Below are 18,960 nucleotides of genomic sequence, written 5' to 3' on the forward strand. Positions count from 1 at the left end.
CTAGGCGTCCACGCGAAGGAGAACCCTGAAGGCGCGTAGAGTGACGGCCGTGTCCGACACCCCCGCGCCCGTACCCGATCAGACCCTGAGCACGGCTCTCGCCGCCGATCTCGACGCCGCGGACCTCCGCTCCGAGCCGCTCCGACGCCTGTGGGGCGAGGAGGCCGACGACGCGCTTGCTCGCGGTATGCGCGAGCCGATCCTCCGCGCGACGCGTGGGGACGACGGCATCCTGGCGACCCTCGGTCGCCTGCTGGTGCTGGGGATGCGGCAGCCGACGGATGCCGTGGCTCGGGCGCTCCCGCGAGTGGGAGCCGACGGTCTCGTTCGCCTCGGTCTCGCACGTGCCGAAGGGGACGACGTCGTACCGACCGCCCTGGTGCGCCCGCAGTCCTTCGTCGACGCCGACGGCATGGGCGAGTGGTGGATCGCGAGCGACCTCGACGAGGTGGCGCTCGACGGCGCTCTTCCCGCCGACCACGTGCTGGGGGTGGGAGGGGCTTCGCGCACTCTCGCGGAGATCATCATGCCCGTTGAGGTCGAGCGCGCTCTGGATCTGGGCACGGGATGCGGCATCCAGGCGCTGCTCGTCGCGCGCCACGCGGGATCCGTCGTCGCGACGGACATCTCGGCCCGCGCCCTCGCCTACGCCGAGCTGAACGCGCAGCTGAACGGCGTCGGGAACATCGAGTTCCGCCGGGGGAGCATGTTCGAGCCGGTGGCGGGTGAGGCGTTCGACCTGATCGTGTCGAATCCGCCGTTCGTCATCACGCCCCGCGTCGAGGGGGTGCCCGAGTACGAGTACCGCGACGGCGGCCTCATCGGGGATGCCCTGGTCGAGCAGTTCGTGACGACGGTGCCTTCCTTCCTCACGGTCGGCGGCGTGGCACAGCTGCTGGGCAACTGGGAGTCGCGCGGGGGTCAGGCGGAGCTCGCGCTACGGGCGGGTCTCGATCGGCTGGCGTCGTGGGTGCCGGCCGATCTCGACCTCTGGGTCGTGCAGCGCGAGGAGCTCACCCCTCTCGGCTACGCGGAGCTGTGGATCCGCGACGGCGGCACGACTCCGCGCGACGCGGCGTTCACTCCGTTGCTCACGGCCTGGCTCGACGATTTCGCCGACCGTGGCGTGACGGCCATCGGGTTCGGGTACATCCTCATCCGGCGCCCGATCGGTGCGGCATCGTTGCGGCGCCTGGAATCGGTGACCCAGCCGGTGTCGAACGTCGGCGGGGCGCTGCGCGCCGGCCTCGCGTCGCACGACCTCCTCGCGGACGGGCTCCCGATCTCGCTCGTGACGTCCGCCGACGTGACCGAGGCGCGGCATCTGCTTCCCGGAAACGACGACCCCAGCATCATCGAGCTGCGTCAGGGAGGCGGATTCGCTCGCACGGTCTCGGTGGACTCCGCGCTCGCCGCGTTCGTGGGCGCGTGCGACGGGGAGCTCACGGTGATGCAGATCGCGGCGGCGCTCGCCGACCTGTTCGAGGTGCCGTTCGCCGACCTCTGGGCAGACCTGGAGCCGCGGATCCGAGCGCTCGTCGTGGACGGGTTCCTCCTGCCGGCGGAATAGCCGACGGCATCCATGCGTTCGCATACATCATGAAGGCTTTCGGATTCCTCTCCTTCGGGCACTACGCAGACGTGCCCGGCTCGGCGACCCGCACCGCGGGCGACATGCTGAAGCAGACCATCGAGATCGCCGAAGGTGCAGACGAGCTCGGCGTGAACGGCGCCTCCGTGCGGGTGCACCACTGGGCGCGCCAGGCGGCGTCGCCGATGCCGCTGCTGTCGGCCATGGCCGCACGCACCGAGCGCATCGAGGTCGGCACCGGCGTGATCGACATGCGCTACGAGAACCCGTTCCAGTTCGCCGAAGAGGCCGCGGCGCTCGACCTCATCGCCGACGGTCGCATCGCTCTGGGCGTGAGCCGTGGTTCACCCGAGACGGCTCTGCGCGGCTACGAGACCTTCGGCTTCCGCGACGAGGAGGACCCGGAGCGGGGCAGCGTGCTCGCCCGCGAGAAGTTCGACCTGTTCCTGCGTGCGATCGACGGCGAGGGGCTCGCCCCCGGAGACCCCCGCATGGTCGGTGCGGGACGCTACCTGCAGATCGAGCCGCAGTCGCCGACCCTGCGCGACCACATCTGGTGGGGATCGGGGTCGCGTGCGACGGCCGAGGAGACCGGGCGCAAGGGGCTCAACATGATGAGCTCGACGCTCGTCACCGAGGCGACGGGTCAGCCGTTCCACGAGCTGCAGCGCGAGCAGATCGAGCTGTTCCGCTCGGCATACAAGGAGGCCGGTCACACCGGCCGCCCGCGCGTCTCGGTCAGCCGCAGCGTCTTCCCGCTCGTGTCCGACATGGACCGCGCCTACTTCGGGCTGCGCAGCGAGGAGAACGCCGACCAGGTCGGCGTGATCGACGGATTCCGTTCGACGTTCGGCAAGACCTACGCGGCCGAGCCCGACGTGCTGATCCAGCAGCTGCGCGCCGACGAGGCCGTCATGGCCGCCGACACGCTGCTGCTCACGATCCCGAACCAGCTCGGCCCGGAGTACAACCTTCACGTGCTGGAGGCCTTCGCCGAGCACGTCGCGCCGGCTCTCGGCTGGAAGCCCAACACCGAGGGGCCCGTGCAGGGCGACCCGGTCTAGCGGACGGACAGAAGGGGCGGATGCCGCGGCATCCGCCCCTTCGTCGTCTCCGGTGAACCCCGGGTCAGGGGGTCGCGCGTGCGGGGAACGGCACGTCGAACACGGCGTCGACCGTCCGGGCGAGGGTTGCGGCCTCGTCCTCCAGGTGCGTGCTACGTCGGGGCAGAGCCCGTGCGATCGAGAGACCGTCGACGACGGTGAGCAGCAGGTGCGTGCGGCGATCCGTGTCGCCCGGCGCGAGCACCCCCTCGTCCTCGAGGATCGCGAGCCACGCGCCGACGCGGCGGGCCGCCTGCGCCTCGAGCACCTCGTAGCCGGCGCGAGCCTCGGGGGTGGCGTCGGGGCCGGCGAACGCCTCGAAGATGCTGAGCCAGACGTCGCGCGCGGCGTCGGGACCACCGAAGGGCTCGAGCAGACGCTGCAGGCATTCACGCAGGCGCTCGCGCGGCGGCACCGAGGTGTCTCGGATCCGCTCGTCGGGCATCGCCTCGTCGTAGGTCGCGGTCAGGGAGGCGTTCAGCAGGTCGCGTTGCGTGGGGAAGTAGTGGCGCAGCGTGCTCGCGCCGATCCCCGCGCGGGCCGCGACCGCACGCACGCTCAATCGTTCGGCTCCCTCGCGGATCATCTCCGTCGTCGCCTCGAGGATGCGCTCGCGTGTGCCCATGTCCGACCTCCCGGAACGAGTCTAGAGGCTCGGCACAGCGTACTGGTACACCGTGCCCGCACACTGTGCTAGTACAGTGTGCTAACGTGTACGACATGACCACCGACGACACCCGCGCACAGCGCACACCCGGACGGCGCGTACACCAACCTGTACATCTCGAACGATCAGGCCGCGGCGATCATTGCGGACCCCCGCGTCCAGGGCGTCTCCCTCACGGGATCCGAGCGTGCCGGCGCGAGCGTGGCCGAGGTGGCCGGCCGCCATCTCAAGAAGGTGGTGCTCGAGCTCGGCGGGTCCGACCCGTTCATCCTGCTCTCGACGACCGACCTCGACGCGACCGTGCAGTCCGCAGTCGACGCGCGACTCGACAACAGCGGTCAGTCCTGCAACGGCGCTAAGCGTTTCATCGTCGCCGCGGACCTGTACGACGAGTTCCTCGAGAAGTTCGTCGCGGGGATGGCCGCGCACCCGGCCGTCGACCCGAGGTCGGAGGATGCCGTGCTCGGGCCGCTGTCGTCGGTCGAGGCGGCCGAGGCGCTCGAACGTCAGGTCGTCGCGGCGAAGGAGCAGGGGGCGCAGGTGGTGCTCGGCGGCGGTCGTGACGGCGCGTTCTTCGCCCCCACCGTCCTGACCGGGGTGACCGAGGGCATGGCGGCGTGGAGCGAGGAGTTCTTCGGTCCCGTCGCTGTCGTGCATCGCGCGGTGGACGAGGAGGATGCGATCCGCATCGCCAACGGCACCCCGTTCGGTCTCGGCTCCTACCTCTTCACGACCGACCCGGAGCAGGCGGCACGCGTGGCCGATCGGATCGACGCGGGCATGGTCTACGTCAACCTGGTGCTCGCGGACAGCCCCGAGCTGCCGTTCGGCGGTGTGAAGCGCAGCGGGATCGGCCGTGAGCTCGGCTTCCTCGGAGCCGACGAGTTCGTCAACAAGAAGCTCATCCGCACGGCGTGACGGGGCGCATCATGGACGCCGCGACGACGGAGCCGGACGCCGGTGCACCGCGGACGCGAAACTACCGACCGGAGGATCTGGACCGCATCGTCCAGCTCTGGAACGAGTGGACCGCTCCGCACCAGGACACGGTGCATCGGCTCGCCGACGTGGTCGCGGCGTGCGAGTCCGGGCTCGGTGTCGTGGCGGTGGCGTCGGGCCGGGTGATCGGCGCCGTGGTCGCTCGCGTGGAACGCGATACAGCGGAGGTGCTGCTCTTCGCCCAGGACAAGGATCACCGTCACCGTGGAGTGGGCAGCGCTCTACTGGCGGCCCTCGAGAAGCGCGCGCTCGAACGCGGGGCCACCACGATCACGGTGCTCGTCCCTGCGACAGAGGATCGGTTGCTGGCGTTCCACAACAGCGGGTTCACGAACGCGACCGAGATGGTGCATCTCGAACGGCACCTCACGGTCAATCCGCACGAGCTCGACATCCTCAACAGGCTCGGCGGGCAGATGCTCGATCACGGCCTCTGGGACGCGCTCGCGGGGATGCACCGGGAGAAAGAGCTGATCGATACGCGGCTGGTGCTGCCCCTCGCGCAGGCTGGCCTCGCCTCGGAGTTCGGGGTGGTCGCACCGCGTGCGGCGGTTCTCTTCGGTCCGCCGGGCACGGGCAAGACGACCTTCGCGCGCGCGATCGCCTCGCAACTGGGGTGGCCGTTCATCGAGCTCCGGCCCTCCCGACTCGCAGCCGAGCCCGCGGGACTCGCGGCGTCTCTGCGGCAGGCGTTCGTCGACATCGGAGAGATGGCGCATGCGGTGGTCTTCATCGACGAGGTCGAGGAGATCGCCTCGCACCGCAGTGGCGATCCGCCCTCACCGAACCAGGCGGTGACCAACGAGCTCCTGAAATGCATCCCGGCGTTCAAGCAGCGTGACGGCCGGCTGCTGCTCTGCGCCACCAACTTCATCCGTTCGCTCGATCGCGCTTTCCTCCGCCATGGCCGATTCGACTACATCATCCCCATCGGACTGCCCGACGCCGATGCGCGATGCGCGATCTGGGCGCGCTATCTCCCGCCTGGTGTACCCGTCGATGCGAGGGAGCTCGCCGACATGTCGGAGGGCTTCTCACCCGCCGACATCGAGTTCGCCGCGCGCCGTGCATCGCAGGCGGCATTCGAGACGGCGGTGCGATCGCGCGATGGTCGGCGAGCGCCCGAGGTGCTCGATCGGGATCTCTACCGCCACGCGATCGCTGAGACGACTCCGTCCACGTCGAGCGCGATGATCGCGGAGTTCGGCGCGGACATCACGGCTCTCGCTCGCACCTGACACGAGCAGCGCGGACGACGTCGGCTCCGCCCACCCCTCCCCACTCAACCGGTATGCCGGTACTCTGGCTGCATGCGTGCGTCGAGGACAGCAGCACCGAAGACACGAGCAACAGCGACAGGATCGAGAACGCGCGGGATCCTGGCGGGAGCCGTCGCCCTCGGGCTGGTGCTCGTCGGGGCGATCCCGGCGGCCGCAGCCACGACCACGACGTGGGCCACATGGCAGCCGCTCGTCGGCACGGGCGGCGCCTACACGTCGTCGGTGCGGACCGCCTCGACGCCCGACCTCACCGCCTCCGTGACCAGCGACTCCCGTGCCGGCCAGGTCGGCGTGATCTCGGGCGCATCGGTGTGGCTGGCCGAGGGAACGCCCGTCGGCGCGAAGTACGGGTCGAGCGTCGGGCAGTCGTACCTCAACCTCCGACCACGAGCCGACAACGCGACGAGTCCCTCGACCACGACCTACTCCTTCGCCACGGCAACGCCGAGCGCCGGGTGGGCCTTCGTGCTCGGCGACATCGACGCCGACTCCGTGCGCATCCAGGCGGTCGGGCCGAACGGCCAGGCGCTCACCGCCGCGGAGCTCGGGTTCCAGGGCGGCTTCAACTACTGCGCGCCCGGGGTGACCGGAAAGCCCTCGTGCACGGGAGACGCGGCCGACGTCCCCGCCTGGGATCCCGCGACCCTGACCCTCACCGGCAACGCGGCGGCGGCCGACACGAACGGGTCCTCGGCCTGGTTCGAGCCGAACGCATCGATCAGCTCACTGTCGTTCGTCTTCACGCGTCGTGCGGGATTCCCCGTCTACCAGACCTGGTTCGCCTCGATCGCGCGCGACGTCACGGGCATCGTGACCGACCCCGGCGCGGTGCCGCAGGCGGGCGTGACGGTCACCCTCACCGACGCGAACGGCGCGGTCGTCGCGACCACGACGACCCTCCCCGACGGGACGTATACGTTCCCCGGCGTCGTCGCCGCACCCGGCTACACGGCCCGCGTGACGCCACCGGACGGCACGATCGCGGTCGGATCGCCGACGCAGGAGGTCGACCTCACGACCGATGACGCGGTTGCCGACTTCCAGGTGCGGCCGATCGTGCCCGTCGCGGTGTCGGGACAGGTGGTCGACGGCGACGGGAACCCGATCGCGGGTGTCACGGTCTCCGTCGACGGGACGCAGACCACGACGACCGACGCGAACGGCTTCTACATCTTCGACACCGTCGCGGTCGGTCCGCACAGCGTCGTCGTCACGCCTCCGCCGGGGTACTCGACCACGAGCCCGCTCCAGCCTGTCGTCGTGCCTCCGGGCAGCGAGGATCCGATCGAAGACGTCGGCTTCACGCTCGTCGAGAACCCGACCCTGAGCGGAACGGTGCTCGCGAACGGCGGCGGCGTGTCCGGGGTCACCGTCACGGCGACCGCCCCGGGTGAGCCCGCTCTCACGGCCGTCACCGACGCGAACGGCGACTACTCGTTCCCGCGGCTGCCGTCGGGGGCCTACGAGATCACCATGAGCATCCCGGCCGGCTACTCCGCCGTGGATGCGACCACGCGCAGCGAGACCGTCTCGACGGTCGATGTGGCCGATGTCGACTTCGAACTCGCGCGTTTCGGCGCGTTCTCCGGCACCGTCCTCACCGACGACGGCGACCCCGTCAGCGGGGCGGTCATCACGGTCGATACGGGCGCGGGCACTCAGCAGCTCACGACGGATGCCGGTGGGGGTTACAGTCTCGGCGACCTGGCACCCGGCACGTACACGCTCACGATCACGCCTCCCGCGGGGACGACGATCGTGGGCTCGGCCACCCGCACGGTCGTGATCACGGCCGCGGGCGAGGTCGTCGTTGAACAGGACTTCACCCTCGCGGTCGACGAGGTCCCGCCGGTCGATCCGGGCACGCCGGGCACTCCCGGGACTCCCGGAACCGGCGGCGGGTCGGGAACCGGCGGCGCGAACGGCGGACGGCTCCCGGCGACGGGTCTCAGCCCCGACACGTTCGTGTGGGCCGGCGCCGGTGCGGGTGTGCTCGTGCTCGGCGCGATCCTCTTCGCGGTGTCGCGACGCCGCGCTCGCCGCGAGGACGACTGACTCAGCTCACTGCATCTCGCTCTGGCATCCGCGAGCACAACTTCGGAGCACGCGCCCGACACGCCGCGACGAACGGATGCTGGGCGGCGTGTCGCCCCCGCCATCCGAAATCGTGCCCGGGCGTCGTCAGGAGCCCTTCGGAGGACCGAACAGCTCCTCCCCGTGCTCGTGCAGCAGACGGTAGGCGTCGGCGAACGTCTGCGGCTCGGGCTCGTCGGGTCGTCCGTACTTCGCGATCAGCAGGCCGAGGAGCCCGCGGGCGGGCGGCGTGAGCGGCTTCATCTGCGCCTCGACGCCGTCCTGCGGCTTCTGCTCCTCGGGGTTCGGGGGAGTGTAGGCCGGGGTCGTGACAGGCCAGTCGGCCGGATGCCGGGGCTTGTCGAGGTTCACGACGTTGTCGAGCGTGTTCGCGGACTGGTCCCGGTCGTTCAGCGGCTGCAGACCGTGCAGTCGGGAGAGCGTCGCGATGACCGAGCCGTGGTGCATCTCGTCGTGGATGATCGTGTTGCGCCGCGTGTAGGCCGATACCGCGATGGCCGGCACGCGGCATCCGAGCCGGTCGAATGTGAAGTCCATCTCGCCCGGACCCGTGTCCTTGGTGGGCTTGGTCGCGGCGGGTGGGGGCACGTGGTCGTAGGTGCCGCCGTGCTCGTCGAACGTGATGAGCAGCAGCGTATTGACCGCGTTCGATCCCTTCGGCGAGGCGCTCGTGCGCACCGCCTCGTACACGTCGTGGATCAGCCGGTCGCCCGCGCGGACGTCGGAGATCGCACTGTCGAACACCTCGCGACCGTCGACCTCGCCCTCCCGCGGCGACCCGAACGGCGGGTGGAAGTCGTTGTGGTCGTAGACCATCCGCGGCTCGATGAACGCGTAGGCGGGCAGGGTGCCGGCCTTCGCCTCGGCGTAGAAGTCCTCCATGAAGCCGAAGTGCTCGGTGCGCCAGTACTTCTCCAGCACGGCTGTGTGCAGCATCCCGGTGTAGGACACGAGCTGGAGCTTGTCGATGTAGATCTTCCAACTGACCTTCTTGTCTTCGAGCCGGTTGAACACCGTCGGCGCGGCGGGGGCCGAGAGCCACTTGCCGAAGCCGGCACCCCCCTGGTTGGTCACGAAGCCGTGCGAGGTCGAGGCGTGGAAGAACGAACGGTTGCAGAAGGTCTGGGAGGGGACGCCGGCGAACCAGTGGTCGAACACCGCGAACTCCGAGGCGAGGGTCGACAGCACGGGCAGCATCTCGGGCGAGAAGGAGCCCATGATGTGCGCGGCTTCCGCGGCGGCCGGCGGCTCGCCTTTGCGCAGCCGGCGGAAGTTGATGATGTAGTCCTCGAGGAACCCCGACATCGTCGCCTTCTCACCGTGCGTCGGCGCGTTGAACGGCGCGGTCATCTGCTCGGCGAACAGGTCGGCGTTGCCCTTCGGGTCGACCGTCCCGAAGATCTGCGTGTTGACGTGCGGGTACTCCTCACCCGGGTCGGGGTCGGGGTAGCTCATGATGCGGTCGGTGTCGCCCGTGTACACGTGCGCGTCGACCACGGTGCCGTCGGACGCCGTGTTGCTGTGGGCCCCGAACGCCAGACCTTCGAAGGTCTCGCCTTTGGGCAGCGTCTCCGGCGTGTAGAGGTAGCCGAGCAGGTTGTCGAATGACCGGTTCTCGCCCATCACGACGACGAGATGGTCGAAGCCGGGTTCGCTGCGCGGAGTGAGTGCCGAGAACGGATCGGGCTCGGCGGCGAACCCGTCCCGCTGGTTCCCGGCGACCGAGGCGCCGATCGCCGCGCCGCCTGCCCCGCCCACGACGGCGCCCGCGAGCGCAGCGCCGCCCATCTTCAGGAAGCCGCGCCGTGAGGTGTCGCGGGGGGCCTTCTCGTCGTCTGCCGTCACGTGCCCGATCCTAGGACGGTCGTGCCGTGGTCGCACCCCTGTGGGGCGGCCACTGACGGGCATAGCTTCGGAGGTCGCACCCGACACGCGGGGCGGGGAGATGGATGCCGCGGCGCGCCGCCCCCGGCATCCGAAACTGTGCCCGGAGATCGGAAGCGAACACGCCCCCGGGTACGCTGGAACCCATGCTCAACATGGCCGACGGCCTCGCCCGACTCGGCGCGCTCGCCGAGAATCCGGTCGTCCGCACCCTCGCCGACGCCTTCCAGGCCGCGGGGTTCGACCTCGCCGTCGTCGGCGGTCCCGTGCGCGACGCCCTGCTCGGCCGCGCCACGAACGACCTCGACTTCACCACGAACGCGCTGCCCGACGACATCCTGCGCATCGTGAAGCCGGTGTCGACTGCGCAGTGGGACATCGGCCGCGCGTTCGGCACGATCGGCGCGCGGGTGCAGGGCGAGCAGGTCGAGATCACGACCTACCGGGCCGACAGCTACGACGGTGTGACGCGCAAGCCCACGGTCGAGTTCGGCGACACGATCGACGCCGACCTCGTGCGCCGCGACTTCCGGGTGAACGCGATGGCGCTGCAGGTGCCCGCGGTGAAGCTCATCGACCCGACCGGCGGCGTGGAGGACCTCGTCGCGGGCGTGCTGCAGACCCCGGCCGATCCTGCGGTGTCATTCGGCGACGATCCGCTGCGGATGCTGCGCGCCGCGCGCTTCAGCGCGCAGCTCGGGTTCCGCATCGAGGACGCCACGACCGACGCGATCGCACAGCTGCGGGAGACCCTCGGGATCGTGAGTCCGGAGCGCGTGCAGTCCGAGCTGGTGCGGCTCCTGCAGACCGACGACCCGGTGCGCGGCATCCGTGTGCTGGTCGACACCGGCCTGATCGACGAGTTCCTGCCCGAGGTCAGCGCGTTGCGCCTCGAGGTCGACGAGCACCACCATCACAAAGACGTCTACGAGCACTCGCTGACCGTGCTGCGCCAGGCCATCGAGCTCGAGCGGTCGCGGCATCCCGGCGAGAAGCCCGACGTCGCCCTGCGCCTGGCCGCGCTGCTGCACGACATCGGCAAGCCGCGCACCCGCAAGCTCGAGGACGGCGGGGCCGTCACTTTCCACCATCACGACGTGGTCGGCTGCCGCATGGCTCGCAAGCGGATGCAGGCGCTGCGCTTCGACACCGCCACGACGGATGCGGTCGCGACGCTGATCGAGCTGCATCTGCGGTTCTTCGGCTACAGCGAGGGCGCGTGGACCGATTCGGCGGTGCGCCGTTATGTGCGGGATGCCGGAGACGAGCTCGAGCGGCTGCACATCCTCACCCGCGCCGACGTGACCACGCGCAACAAGCGCAAGGCGCAGCGGTTGGCCGCCGCCTACGACGACATCGAGTCGCGCATCACCGCCCTGCGCGAGAAGGAGGAACTCGACTCGATCCGCCCGGAGCTCGACGGCAACCGCATCCAGCAGGTGCTCGGCATCGCCCCCGGCCGCGAGGTCGGCGAGGCATACCGCTTCCTGCTCGACCTGCGCCTCGACGAGGGCGTCATCGGCACGGATGCCGCCGAGCAGCGCCTCCGCGACTGGTGGGCCGCGCGCGCCTGAGTCGCCGACATCCGCTCGCAGCGCCTATCGCGAACGGTATCCGGCTCCTACACTGGGGACACGCTCCACCAACGACGATCGGAGACGCCGTGGTCGCGTCGTGGCAGGTGTCGCGCGAGGGTCCTGAAGCCTCCCGACTCCTCATCGAGCGCGCGCACGAGGAGCTCCTCGCCGGCAATCTCGACGACAAGCGGCTGCAGTCCGTGCGACCGCTCGTGCGCGAGTCGTGGGTGCGGTCCTGGCGGGGACGGGTCGGCCCCGAGGGCGCGCCGCCGATCGACCTCATGAGCGAGGAGCTCGAGGAGTACCGCCGCACGCATCCGCTCGCCTCGGCGATGGACATGATCCGGGCGCTCCTGCTGCCCGGGTCGCCGGAGGAATCCGGAGTCGTCATCGCGGTCGGCGACCAGGCCGGACGGCTGCTGTGGATCGAGGGCGACCGCCAGCTCCAGTCCCTCACCGAGGGGATGGGCTTCATCGCGGGGGCGAACTGGGCCGAGGATGCCGTCGGTACGAGCGCTCCCGGCACCGCGCTGACCCTCGGGCAGTCGGTGCAGATCCGCGGCGCGGAGCACTACAACCGGCTCGTGCATCCCTGGTCGTGCACCGCCGCCCCGGTGCGGGATCCCGAGACCCAGCGCGTCGTCGGAGTGATCGACATCACCGGCGGCGAGGAGGTCGTCACGACGCAGGCCCGGCTCCTGGTCGACGCCACCGCGCGGGCCGTCGAGTCGGAGATGCTGGTGGCGCGACTCCGCCAGAGGTCGGAGGCGCCGCGGGCGACCACGATGGCCTCCCGTCCGAAGCCCACGACGCGGGCGACGTTGCACGTGCTGGGTCGCGACCGCGCCCGACTCGAGACCGAGACCGAGCTGGAGGAGTCGGTCATCGAGCTGAGCGCCCGCCACGCGGCGATCCTCCTCATGCTCGCGCTGCACCGGCAAGGCCTGTCCGCGGAGCGGCTGAGCGAGCTCGTCTACGGCGCGGACGCATCGCCGGACACTCTCCGCCCCGAGATGGTGCGTCTGCGCAAGGTGCTCGAGAAGCACGCGCCGAGTCTCGTGCCGGAGTCCCGTCCGTACCGACTCGCCGTCCCGCTCGAGACCGACGCGCACGACGTGCTCTCTCTCCTCGACCGGGGAGCGCACCGCGTGGCCCTGACCGCCTACCGCGGCCCCGTGCTGCCGGAGTCGACCTCGCCGGGGGTGGAGGAGTTCCGCGAGACGGTGCGCGCGGCTCTCCGGGAGGTCATGCTGTCGGAGGCGAGCCTCGACGTGCTGCTCGCCTACGCCGAGATCCCCGAGGGTCAGGCGGATGCCGAGGCGCTGCGCCTCGCGCTCGAGATGCTGCCCGCACGATCGCCCAGGCGTGCCGGACTCGTCACGCGCATCGAACGCCTCGAACGCGGCTGACCTCCGTTTCTCCGCCCGCGATCGGCCTCGCAACCCGTCGCAACGTTGCGCACGGCGGCGCAACGTTCGCCGACCTACCGTCGGAGCATCAGCCGCAGAGCACCGGAGCCGCGGCCCGTCGAAGGAGTCACCGATGACCATCGTCGAAGAAGACGTCGCAGCCGCACCCGCCTCCGCCGTGTACGCGGCGCCCGGCCAGCAGGGATCGATCGCCGACTACCGGCCGCGCTACGGCCACTACATCGGCGGCGAGTTCGTCGAGCCGGTGAAGGGCCAGTACTTCGAGAACGTGAGCCCGGTCAACGGCAAGCCGTTCACCGAGGTCGGCCGAGGCACGGTCGAGGACGTCGACCGTGCGGTGGACGTCGCGTGGAAGGCGTTCCAGACCTGGGGCAAGACCAGCCCGGCCGAGCGCTCGGTCATCCTGAACCGGATCGCCGACCGCATCGAGCAGAACCTCGAACGCATCGCGGTCGCCGAGACCTGGGAGAACGGCAAGCCGGTGCGCGAGACGCTCGCCGCCGACATCCCGCTCGCGATCGATCACTTCCGCTACTTCGCCGGAGTGCTGCGTGCGCAGGAGGGCGGCATCAGCCAGCTCGACGAGAACACCGTGGCGTACCACTTCCACGAGCCTCTCGGGGTGGTGGGCCAGATCATCCCGTGGAACTTCCCGATCCTCATGGCGGTCTGGAAGCTCGCGCCGGCGCTCGCCGCAGGAAACTGCATCGTCATCAAGCCGGCTGAGCAGACCCCGGCATCCATCCTGTTCCTGTTCGAGATCATCGGCGACCTGCTGCCGGCCGGCGTCGTGAACATCGTCAACGGCTTCGGCATCGAGGCCGGGGCGCCGCTCGCGCAGCACAAGCGCATCCGCAAGGTCGCCTTCACGGGCGAGACCACGACGGGTCGCCTGATCATGCAGTACGCCTCGCAGAACCTCATCCCGGTCACGCTCGAGCTCGGAGGCAAGAGCCCCAACGTGTTCTTCGAGGACGTCGCGCGCTCGACGAACGATCCGTTCTACGACAAGGCGCTCGAGGGCTTCACGATGTTCGCGCTCAACCAGGGCGAGGTCTGCACGTGCCCCTCGCGGGCGCTGATCCAGAAGTCGATCTACGACGGCTTCCTCGCCGACGGCCTGGCACGGGTCGGGAAGGTCGTACAGGGGAATCCGCTGGATCCTGCCACCATGATCGGCGCGCAGGCGTCGAACGACCAGCTGGAGAAGATCCTCAGCTACATCGACATCGGGAAGCAGGGCGGCGCCCGGCTGCTGACGGGAGGGGAGCGCGTCGACCTCGGCGGCGACCTGACCGAGGGGTACTACGTCGCGCCCACCGTGTTCGAGGGCACGAACGACATGCGGATCTTCCAGGAGGAGATCTTCGGGCCCGTGCTCTCGGTCACCTCGTTCGACGACTACGACGACGCGATCTCGATCGCGAACGACACGCTCTACGGGCTCGGCGCCGGGGTCTGGAGCCGCAGCGGCGACACGGCCTACCGTGCCGGTCGGGCGATCGAGGCGGGACGCGTCTGGACCAACACGTATCACCAGTACCCCGCGCACGCCGCGTTCGGCGGGTACAAGCAGTCGGGCGTGGGCCGTGAGAACCACAAGATGATGCTCGACCACTACCAGCAGACCAAGAACCTGCTGGTCTCGTACGCCGACGGGCCCATGGGCTTCTTCTGATCCAGAGGAGCGGAACGCGTTTCGTCTCGTCGCTCCGCTCCTCGCTCAACGACCGAGGCATCATCGCCCCGGTCGTTGAGCGAGCGGAGCGAGACGAAACGCCCGATGAGAGGAGAACGTGATGGTCAGCATCGGCCGGTACCAGCGCGTGGATGTGACGGATGCCGCGGCATCCCTGATCCGCGACCTCACGGCGCAGCACGGGCCGCTCATGTTCCACCAGTCCGGCGGATGCTGCGACGGCTCCTCGCCCATGTGCTACCCGATCGGGATGTTCCTGACCGGCCCGAGCGACGTGCTGCTGGGCGACTTGGACGTCGGACTCGACGCGCCCGTCGAGGTGTACATGTCGGAGTCGCAGTTCGAATACTGGAAGTACACGCATCTGACCATCGACGTCGTGCCGGGGCGAGGAGCGGGGTTCTCGGTCGAGGGGCCGACGGGGATGAGGTTCCTGATCCGCTCCCGGATGCTCAACGAGGCGGAACTGGACTACTTCGCGCTCACGCGTTGACGTACGGCGATCTGCCGTACACTCAAGTCATGACTCCTTCCTCATCGCTCAAGAACGCTCGCCTGGAGTTCCGTGTCACGGCCGAGCAGAAGGAGGCGATCGAGGAGGCGGCTGCGATCGAGGGGCGATCCGTGACCGACTTCTCCTCGTCCGCGCTCGTCGAGCGGGCGCAGGAGGTGATCCAGCGCGAGCGTCGGCTGCGGGTGGACGCGGTGCGGTTCGACGCCTTCCTCGAGGTGATGGATCGTCCGGCGCGGTCGGTAGACGGCCTGCGTGAGCTGATGAACCGCGGATCCGTCTTCGTTGACTGAGTTCCTGACCCCGCGTCCGCTCGCGACCGGCGACGTGCTCTCGGAGTTCCGCTGCGGGGTGGAGAGCCTCGACCTCTGGCTCCGCGGTCGCGCGTGCCGCAACGAGCGGAGCGGCGCCTCCCGCACCATGGCGTCGGTGACCCGGGAGGGGCGCGTCGCAGGCTATTACTGTCTCTCCTCCAGCGCGATCGATCGCGGGGATGGGGCGGCACCACTCTCCGCCGGCATGCCCTCGTCCATCCCGGTGGTGCTGCTGGGCCGCCTCGCGGTCGACGAGGAGTTCGCCGGGTGCGGTCTCGGCGCGTCCCTCCTGCAGCATGCGACGCTTCGCGCGCTCGAGGCCGCCGAGACCATCGGTATCCACGCCGTGATCGTGCACGCCATCACCGACGACGTCGTGCCGTTCTACGAGCGGTTCGGCTTCACCCGCTTCCCCGATGCGCAGCGCACGCTGTACCTGCGGACTGCCGACGCACGCGTCGCGCTCATGCGCTGACTCCGGCCTCGTCGGAGCAGTGCCGTGGTCCGAGCAGATTCTCCGCATATGCACGAATCTGAGCGTGAAATCGGTTGCGCGGATGCGGGATTCGAACCGGTTAATCGAACGCAAGAACGAGATCGGTTGGCGCAATTCCGTGCAACGTTCGCAGGCATAGCATTGCCCCATACGCGTTGATTCGTCAGTCCCCAGCTGACCACGCGTGGTGGACGGTTCGACCGTCCTGCGGAGGGAGAGTCAGATCTTCTTCTGATCCCGAGGGGGGATGGGGTGGGCAGCTGATCCCCAACAGCACCCACCCCCACACCTCGGATGCATCGCGTCACCGCAGATAGGCGTCCACCAGGAGGTCGCCGCGGACGTCGCGGAAGACGTCGAGCAGTCGCGTGACTCCCGTCGCGCCGACAGACGACATCTGCAGGTCGTGCGGGCCGAGGCGCTCGAGCCTTCCGGTGCGGATGCGCACGACCTCCCACCCGGCGGCGCGCAGCGCCCGGTCCTTTCGCAGATCCGCATCCTGCCGCTTTCCCACGTGCTCGAGGCCGTGACGGCCGACCGTGTCGTACTCGACCGCGATCCGCAGCTCGGGCAGCACGATGTCGGGCCACACCTCGGTGTGCCGGAAGAACGGACGGGCGACCTTCACGGCATTCGCGCCGGTGTCGAAGAGCAGGCGGGAGACGAGCTCCGCTCGCAGGCGCCCCTCGGCGGCCGACGCCGGCTTCGGTGCGCACGCGCTCGCGAACGCCGTGCCCGTCGGGACATCGGGGGTCTTGGTGCAGAGCGCGGGCTCTCGTCGTCGCGGTGCCCTGGGTATCGCCCGCGCCTCCCCGAGCACGACGGGCTGTGGTCGGGCGAGCGCCGAGCACTCCGGGCACCACGCCGATCGTCGCCGCACCCGACCGGGACGTTCGCGCTGCTCGGAGGGCGTGGCCGCGAAGCGGTGCCCGAGGGCGCACTCCCAGCAGAGCAGCACATCGGCGGCGAGCGGGATCTGCGACAGGACGACGCCGTGGTTGAGCTCGGGGTGGTACTGCCGGATCAGCTCAGGGTAGGCGGCCCAGCCGACGCGGAACGTCCCCACTTCGTAGGGCACGTCGAGCCCGCGCGAGAACTGCCTTCTCGCCCACCACTGCTGCACCGGCTCCGCCATGCGGCGACAGTAGCGCCGGGCACCGACACGGCGGGCGTCACGAGCGTCAGCGGTTGACGTCGTCGGCGTCCCAGCCGAGCTCCGCGCCCTCGCGCAGCGGCAGAGCCTCGAGCGCCGGGTCGGCGCACAGCGCCTCGACCAGCTCGGCCGATCCGGCGACGACGGTCGAGTCGAAGTCGATCTCGCTCACCATCACCCAGGCGCGGTCCTCGGGCCAGAGGATGTTAGGGCTCTGCGCGCTCGGCGGGAAGCCGTGCTCCTCGCCGGGGAGGTCGCGCCAGGGCGCGTCGAGCACCCAGTCCGGCGACGAGAACTCGCGGGCGGACGCCTCGAACAGCACGTACGCCCGGTCGAGGAACTCGAGCCGTGGCCCCTCCGAGACCTCTCGCGACAGGATGCCCTCCTGCCAGGTGGGCTTCCGGAAGGCGTTGTTGAGCGGATCATGGATGCTGCGGTCGAGCATCGCCTGGTGGTGCGGGTCCTCGGTGCTCGTGTCGTCGAACGTGAGGAACGCCCGCGAGGGGGTGTGCCCGAGGTGGCCGAGAAGTCCGCCGAAACCCTCCCAGAGCGCCGCGGCCCCGGCGTCCGGCGTGGTGGTGTGCGCGACGAGATGACGGGCGACGGCAGCGACGACCTCGGGGGCGAGCTCGCCCTCCATGGGTGCCGTGAACTCGCGTCCGTCAGGGGCGATGCGGGTGCGCCAGTCGCCGTCCACGGGAGTGCGCACGAGACGCTGCCACTGCGCGAGTGGATGCACCTCGGTGCCGAAGGCGGCGGCCGTCGAGGCCCACGTCGCAGGTTCGTCGTGGAACAGGGCGATCAGCCGGTTCTGCTCGGCGAGCGGGAGTCGCACCCAGTCCTCCGGCGAGGGCACCGCCTGGTCGGGGAGTGAGCGCACCGCTCCGGGATGCAGGATGCGTGCGTACGCGGGGTACCCGTGCGGCACGACGCTGTGCATCGACGCGTTCCACGGATCGTCGAGCAGCCCGCGCAGCCACTCGCCGGTCGAGATGTCGGAGGTCCACTGCATGCGGACCACGCTACCCGCGCATCCCTCCGGTGGTGCGGCCGGGTCCGCGGAGCGCTACTGTGCCAGAGGAAAGTCCGGAGCCCGGGGGAGAGTGCGCATGGTCGATGGGGTCTCGGTGGTGTCGAGCGGGCGCGTGTTCCGACGTCATCCTGCGCGTGCGGTCGTGAGCGCGGTGGTGCTGACGGTGGTGCTGTCGGCTGCGACGCTGTTCATCCTGCCGCGGTTCCTTCCCCGGCAGATGGACGTCGAGACGCGCGGGATCATCGTGCTCGTCGTGGCCGTCGCCCTGACGGCAGCCGTCTGGCTCGGCATCTTCTGGTTCCGCAACGTGCGCATCGCCGTGCATCCGTCCCACGTGGAAGTCGGTCGCGGCGGCAACCGCGAGATCTTCGAGCGTGCGACGACGGCGTTCCGCTCGAAGATCACCGAGCACCGCACGAACGGGCTGCGCAGCGGCGTGACCCGTGCCCTCCTCGTGTACAGCGGCGGGCGGGAGATCACCGTCGAGCTCCCCGGTTTCACCCGCACCGACTTCAACGAGCTCATGGCTGTGCTGAATCCGATCGACGAGCCGCCGGCCGCCGATCCGATCGAGGCGGCGCGGGCGCGCGCGCACCTGCCGACGTCCTTCGCGGTCGACACCTCGAAGGAGCGCGGCTTCGCGACCGGGCTGACCGTCGGCGCGGTGATCGCGCTCGCCGCCGCGCTGGCCGCGCTCGCGTTCGCCTTCACCCCCGGCTTCCTCGACAGCGAGCTCTCGGCGCTCGTGATGATCGTGCCGTTCGCCGGGGTGGCCGGCATCGGACTCCTGATCGGTGCGCTGCAGCGTCGACGCGTGCTCGCGAGCATCCCCGCGCGGATCGGCGTGAGTCCGCAGGGCCTGCGGCTGGACGACGATGACGTGCCCTTCGTGCAGCTCACCCGCATCTGGCTCACGCCCACGGGCTACCCGGTCCGGCGCATGAAGCTGGAGCGTGCGAGCGGACGCTCCCGCACGATGGTGCTCGGATCCTCGCGCGTGCAGATGACGCCGGACTACGCCGACTTCCTGCTCGCGGTGCGCGGCCAGACCGCGCACCTCCCTGGTCTGCTGCGCCTCGATCTCGAATGACGGATGGACGAAAGCACTTCCGGAATGCCGGGATGACGC

Annotated in this window: 15 protein-coding genes and 1 pseudogene; 12 read left to right on the plus strand and 4 right to left on the minus strand. The window is 70.0% G+C overall.

Going from position 1 to position 18,960, the window contains the following annotated elements; translation table 11 throughout:
* The first annotated feature begins 40 nt into the window (after positions 1-40).
* Positions 41-1,570, plus strand: coding sequence for a DUF7059 domain-containing protein (locus AKH00_RS15020; protein ID WP_152926216.1), 1,530 nt, complete (start codon positions 41-43; stop codon positions 1,568-1,570).
* A 29-nt stretch (positions 1,571-1,599) separates the two neighbouring features.
* Positions 1,600-2,655 (plus strand): LLM class flavin-dependent oxidoreductase, encoded by a 1,056-nt coding sequence (locus AKH00_RS15025; RefSeq protein WP_050723563.1) that lies wholly within the window; start codon positions 1,600-1,602, stop codon positions 2,653-2,655.
* A gap of 64 nt (positions 2,656-2,719) precedes the next feature.
* On the opposite strand, the gene AKH00_RS15030 is transcribed toward AKH00_RS15025, so the two are convergent.
* On the minus strand, positions 2,720-3,319 hold the full coding sequence (locus tag AKH00_RS15030; RefSeq protein ID WP_050723564.1) for a TetR/AcrR family transcriptional regulator: 600 nt from the start codon (positions 3,317-3,319) through the stop codon (positions 2,720-2,722).
* Between the two features lie 129 nt (positions 3,320-3,448).
* Between AKH00_RS15030 and AKH00_RS15035 the strand changes: the two are divergent.
* The 3 genes and pseudogenes from AKH00_RS15035 to AKH00_RS15045 all read left to right on the plus strand — a co-directional run.
* Positions 3,449-4,279: pseudogene (locus AKH00_RS15035) on the plus strand (aldehyde dehydrogenase family protein); the annotation flags it as partial.
* An 11-nt stretch (positions 4,280-4,290) separates the two neighbouring features.
* Positions 4,291-5,598, plus strand: a complete 1,308-nt coding sequence (locus AKH00_RS15040) for an ATP-binding protein (protein WP_050723654.1) — start codon at positions 4,291-4,293, stop codon at positions 5,596-5,598.
* A 72-nt stretch (positions 5,599-5,670) separates the two neighbouring features.
* Positions 5,671-7,695: an MSCRAMM family protein gene (locus tag AKH00_RS15045; RefSeq protein ID WP_082297671.1), complete on the plus strand. Its 2,025-nt coding sequence runs from the start codon at positions 5,671-5,673 to the stop codon at positions 7,693-7,695.
* Between the two features lie 126 nt (positions 7,696-7,821).
* Here AKH00_RS15045 and AKH00_RS15050 read toward each other — a convergent pair whose 3' ends face one another.
* Positions 7,822-9,579, minus strand: a complete 1,758-nt coding sequence (locus AKH00_RS15050; RefSeq protein WP_152926217.1) for an alkaline phosphatase family protein — start codon at positions 9,577-9,579, stop codon at positions 7,822-7,824.
* A 185-nt stretch (positions 9,580-9,764) separates the two neighbouring features.
* Here AKH00_RS15050 and AKH00_RS15055 point away from each other — a divergent pair, with 185 nt between their 5' ends.
* The 6 genes from AKH00_RS15055 to AKH00_RS15080 all read left to right on the plus strand — a co-directional run bounded on the left by AKH00_RS15055 (position 9,765) and on the right by AKH00_RS15080 (position 15,624).
* The gene (locus tag AKH00_RS15055; protein ID WP_050723565.1) at positions 9,765-11,192 is read left to right on the plus strand and encodes a CCA tRNA nucleotidyltransferase; all 1,428 of its coding nucleotides are present in this window, start codon (positions 9,765-9,767) and stop codon (positions 11,190-11,192) included.
* A gap of 89 nt (positions 11,193-11,281) precedes the next feature.
* Positions 11,282-12,604, plus strand: coding sequence for a GAF domain-containing protein (locus AKH00_RS15060; RefSeq protein ID WP_050723566.1), 1,323 nt, complete (start codon positions 11,282-11,284; stop codon positions 12,602-12,604).
* A gap of 133 nt (positions 12,605-12,737) precedes the next feature.
* Positions 12,738-14,303 (plus strand): acetaldehyde dehydrogenase ExaC, encoded by a 1,566-nt coding sequence (gene exaC / locus AKH00_RS15065; protein WP_050723567.1) that lies wholly within the window; start codon positions 12,738-12,740, stop codon positions 14,301-14,303.
* Positions 14,304-14,424: 121 nt separating this feature from the next.
* Positions 14,425-14,817, plus strand: a complete 393-nt coding sequence (locus tag AKH00_RS15070) for a DUF779 domain-containing protein (RefSeq protein ID WP_050723568.1) — start codon at positions 14,425-14,427, stop codon at positions 14,815-14,817.
* Positions 14,818-14,846: 29 nt separating this feature from the next.
* On the plus strand, positions 14,847-15,128 hold the full coding sequence (locus AKH00_RS15075; RefSeq protein WP_050723657.1) for a type II toxin-antitoxin system TacA family antitoxin: 282 nt from the start codon (positions 14,847-14,849) through the stop codon (positions 15,126-15,128).
* Complete coding sequence (locus tag AKH00_RS15080) at positions 15,121-15,624, plus strand: GNAT family N-acetyltransferase (protein ID WP_050723569.1); 504 nt, start codon at positions 15,121-15,123, stop codon at positions 15,622-15,624. Before AKH00_RS15075 ends, AKH00_RS15080 begins: the two co-directional genes overlap by 8 nt.
* 325 nt (positions 15,625-15,949) lie before the next feature.
* On the opposite strand, the gene AKH00_RS15085 is transcribed toward AKH00_RS15080, so the two are convergent.
* Together AKH00_RS15085 and AKH00_RS15090 are read right to left on the minus strand one after the other, a co-directional pair.
* On the minus strand, positions 15,950-16,780 hold the full coding sequence (locus AKH00_RS15085) for a zinc-ribbon domain-containing protein (protein WP_050723570.1): 831 nt from the start codon (positions 16,778-16,780) through the stop codon (positions 15,950-15,952).
* Between the two features lie 46 nt (positions 16,781-16,826).
* Positions 16,827-17,810, minus strand: coding sequence for a hypothetical protein (locus AKH00_RS15090; protein WP_050723658.1), 984 nt, complete (start codon positions 17,808-17,810; stop codon positions 16,827-16,829).
* Between the two features lie 97 nt (positions 17,811-17,907).
* On the opposite strand from AKH00_RS15090, the gene AKH00_RS15095 reads away from it, so the two are divergent.
* Positions 17,908-18,921: a hypothetical protein gene (locus AKH00_RS15095; RefSeq protein ID WP_050723571.1), complete on the plus strand. Its 1,014-nt coding sequence runs from the start codon at positions 17,908-17,910 to the stop codon at positions 18,919-18,921.
* Positions 18,922-18,960 lie beyond the last annotated feature (39 nt).

Source organism: Microbacterium sp. GCS4, assembly GCF_001262495.1.
Taxonomy (GTDB): Bacteria; Actinomycetota; Actinomycetes; order Actinomycetales; family Microbacteriaceae; genus Microbacterium.

Bases quoted from the DNA above. Each gene is read 5' to 3' on its own strand.
- AKH00_RS15030 (WP_050723564.1), bottom strand. From the start codon at position 3,319: ATGGGCACACGCGAGCGCATCCTCGAGGCGACGACGGAGATGATCCGC.
- AKH00_RS15040 (WP_050723654.1), top strand. From the start codon at position 4,291: ATGGACGCCGCGACGACGGAGCCGGACGCCGGTGCACCGCGGACGCGA.
- AKH00_RS15045 (WP_082297671.1), top strand. From the start codon at position 5,671: ATGCGTGCGTCGAGGACAGCAGCACCGAAGACACGAGCAACAGCGACA.
- exaC (WP_050723567.1), top strand. From the start codon at position 12,738: ATGACCATCGTCGAAGAAGACGTCGCAGCCGCACCCGCCTCCGCCGTG.
- AKH00_RS15085 (WP_050723570.1), bottom strand. From the start codon at position 16,780: ATGGCGGAGCCGGTGCAGCAGTGGTGGGCGAGAAGGCAGTTCTCGCGC.
- AKH00_RS15090 (WP_050723658.1), bottom strand. From the start codon at position 17,810: ATGCAGTGGACCTCCGACATCTCGACCGGCGAGTGGCTGCGCGGGCTG.
- AKH00_RS15055 (WP_050723565.1), top strand. From the start codon at position 9,765: ATGCTCAACATGGCCGACGGCCTCGCCCGACTCGGCGCGCTCGCCGAG.
- AKH00_RS15095 (WP_050723571.1), top strand. From the start codon at position 17,908: ATGGTCGATGGGGTCTCGGTGGTGTCGAGCGGGCGCGTGTTCCGACGT.
- AKH00_RS15070 (WP_050723568.1), top strand. From the start codon at position 14,425: ATGGTCAGCATCGGCCGGTACCAGCGCGTGGATGTGACGGATGCCGCG.
- AKH00_RS15075 (WP_050723657.1), top strand. From the start codon at position 14,847: ATGACTCCTTCCTCATCGCTCAAGAACGCTCGCCTGGAGTTCCGTGTC.
- AKH00_RS15025 (WP_050723563.1), top strand. From the start codon at position 1,600: ATGAAGGCTTTCGGATTCCTCTCCTTCGGGCACTACGCAGACGTGCCC.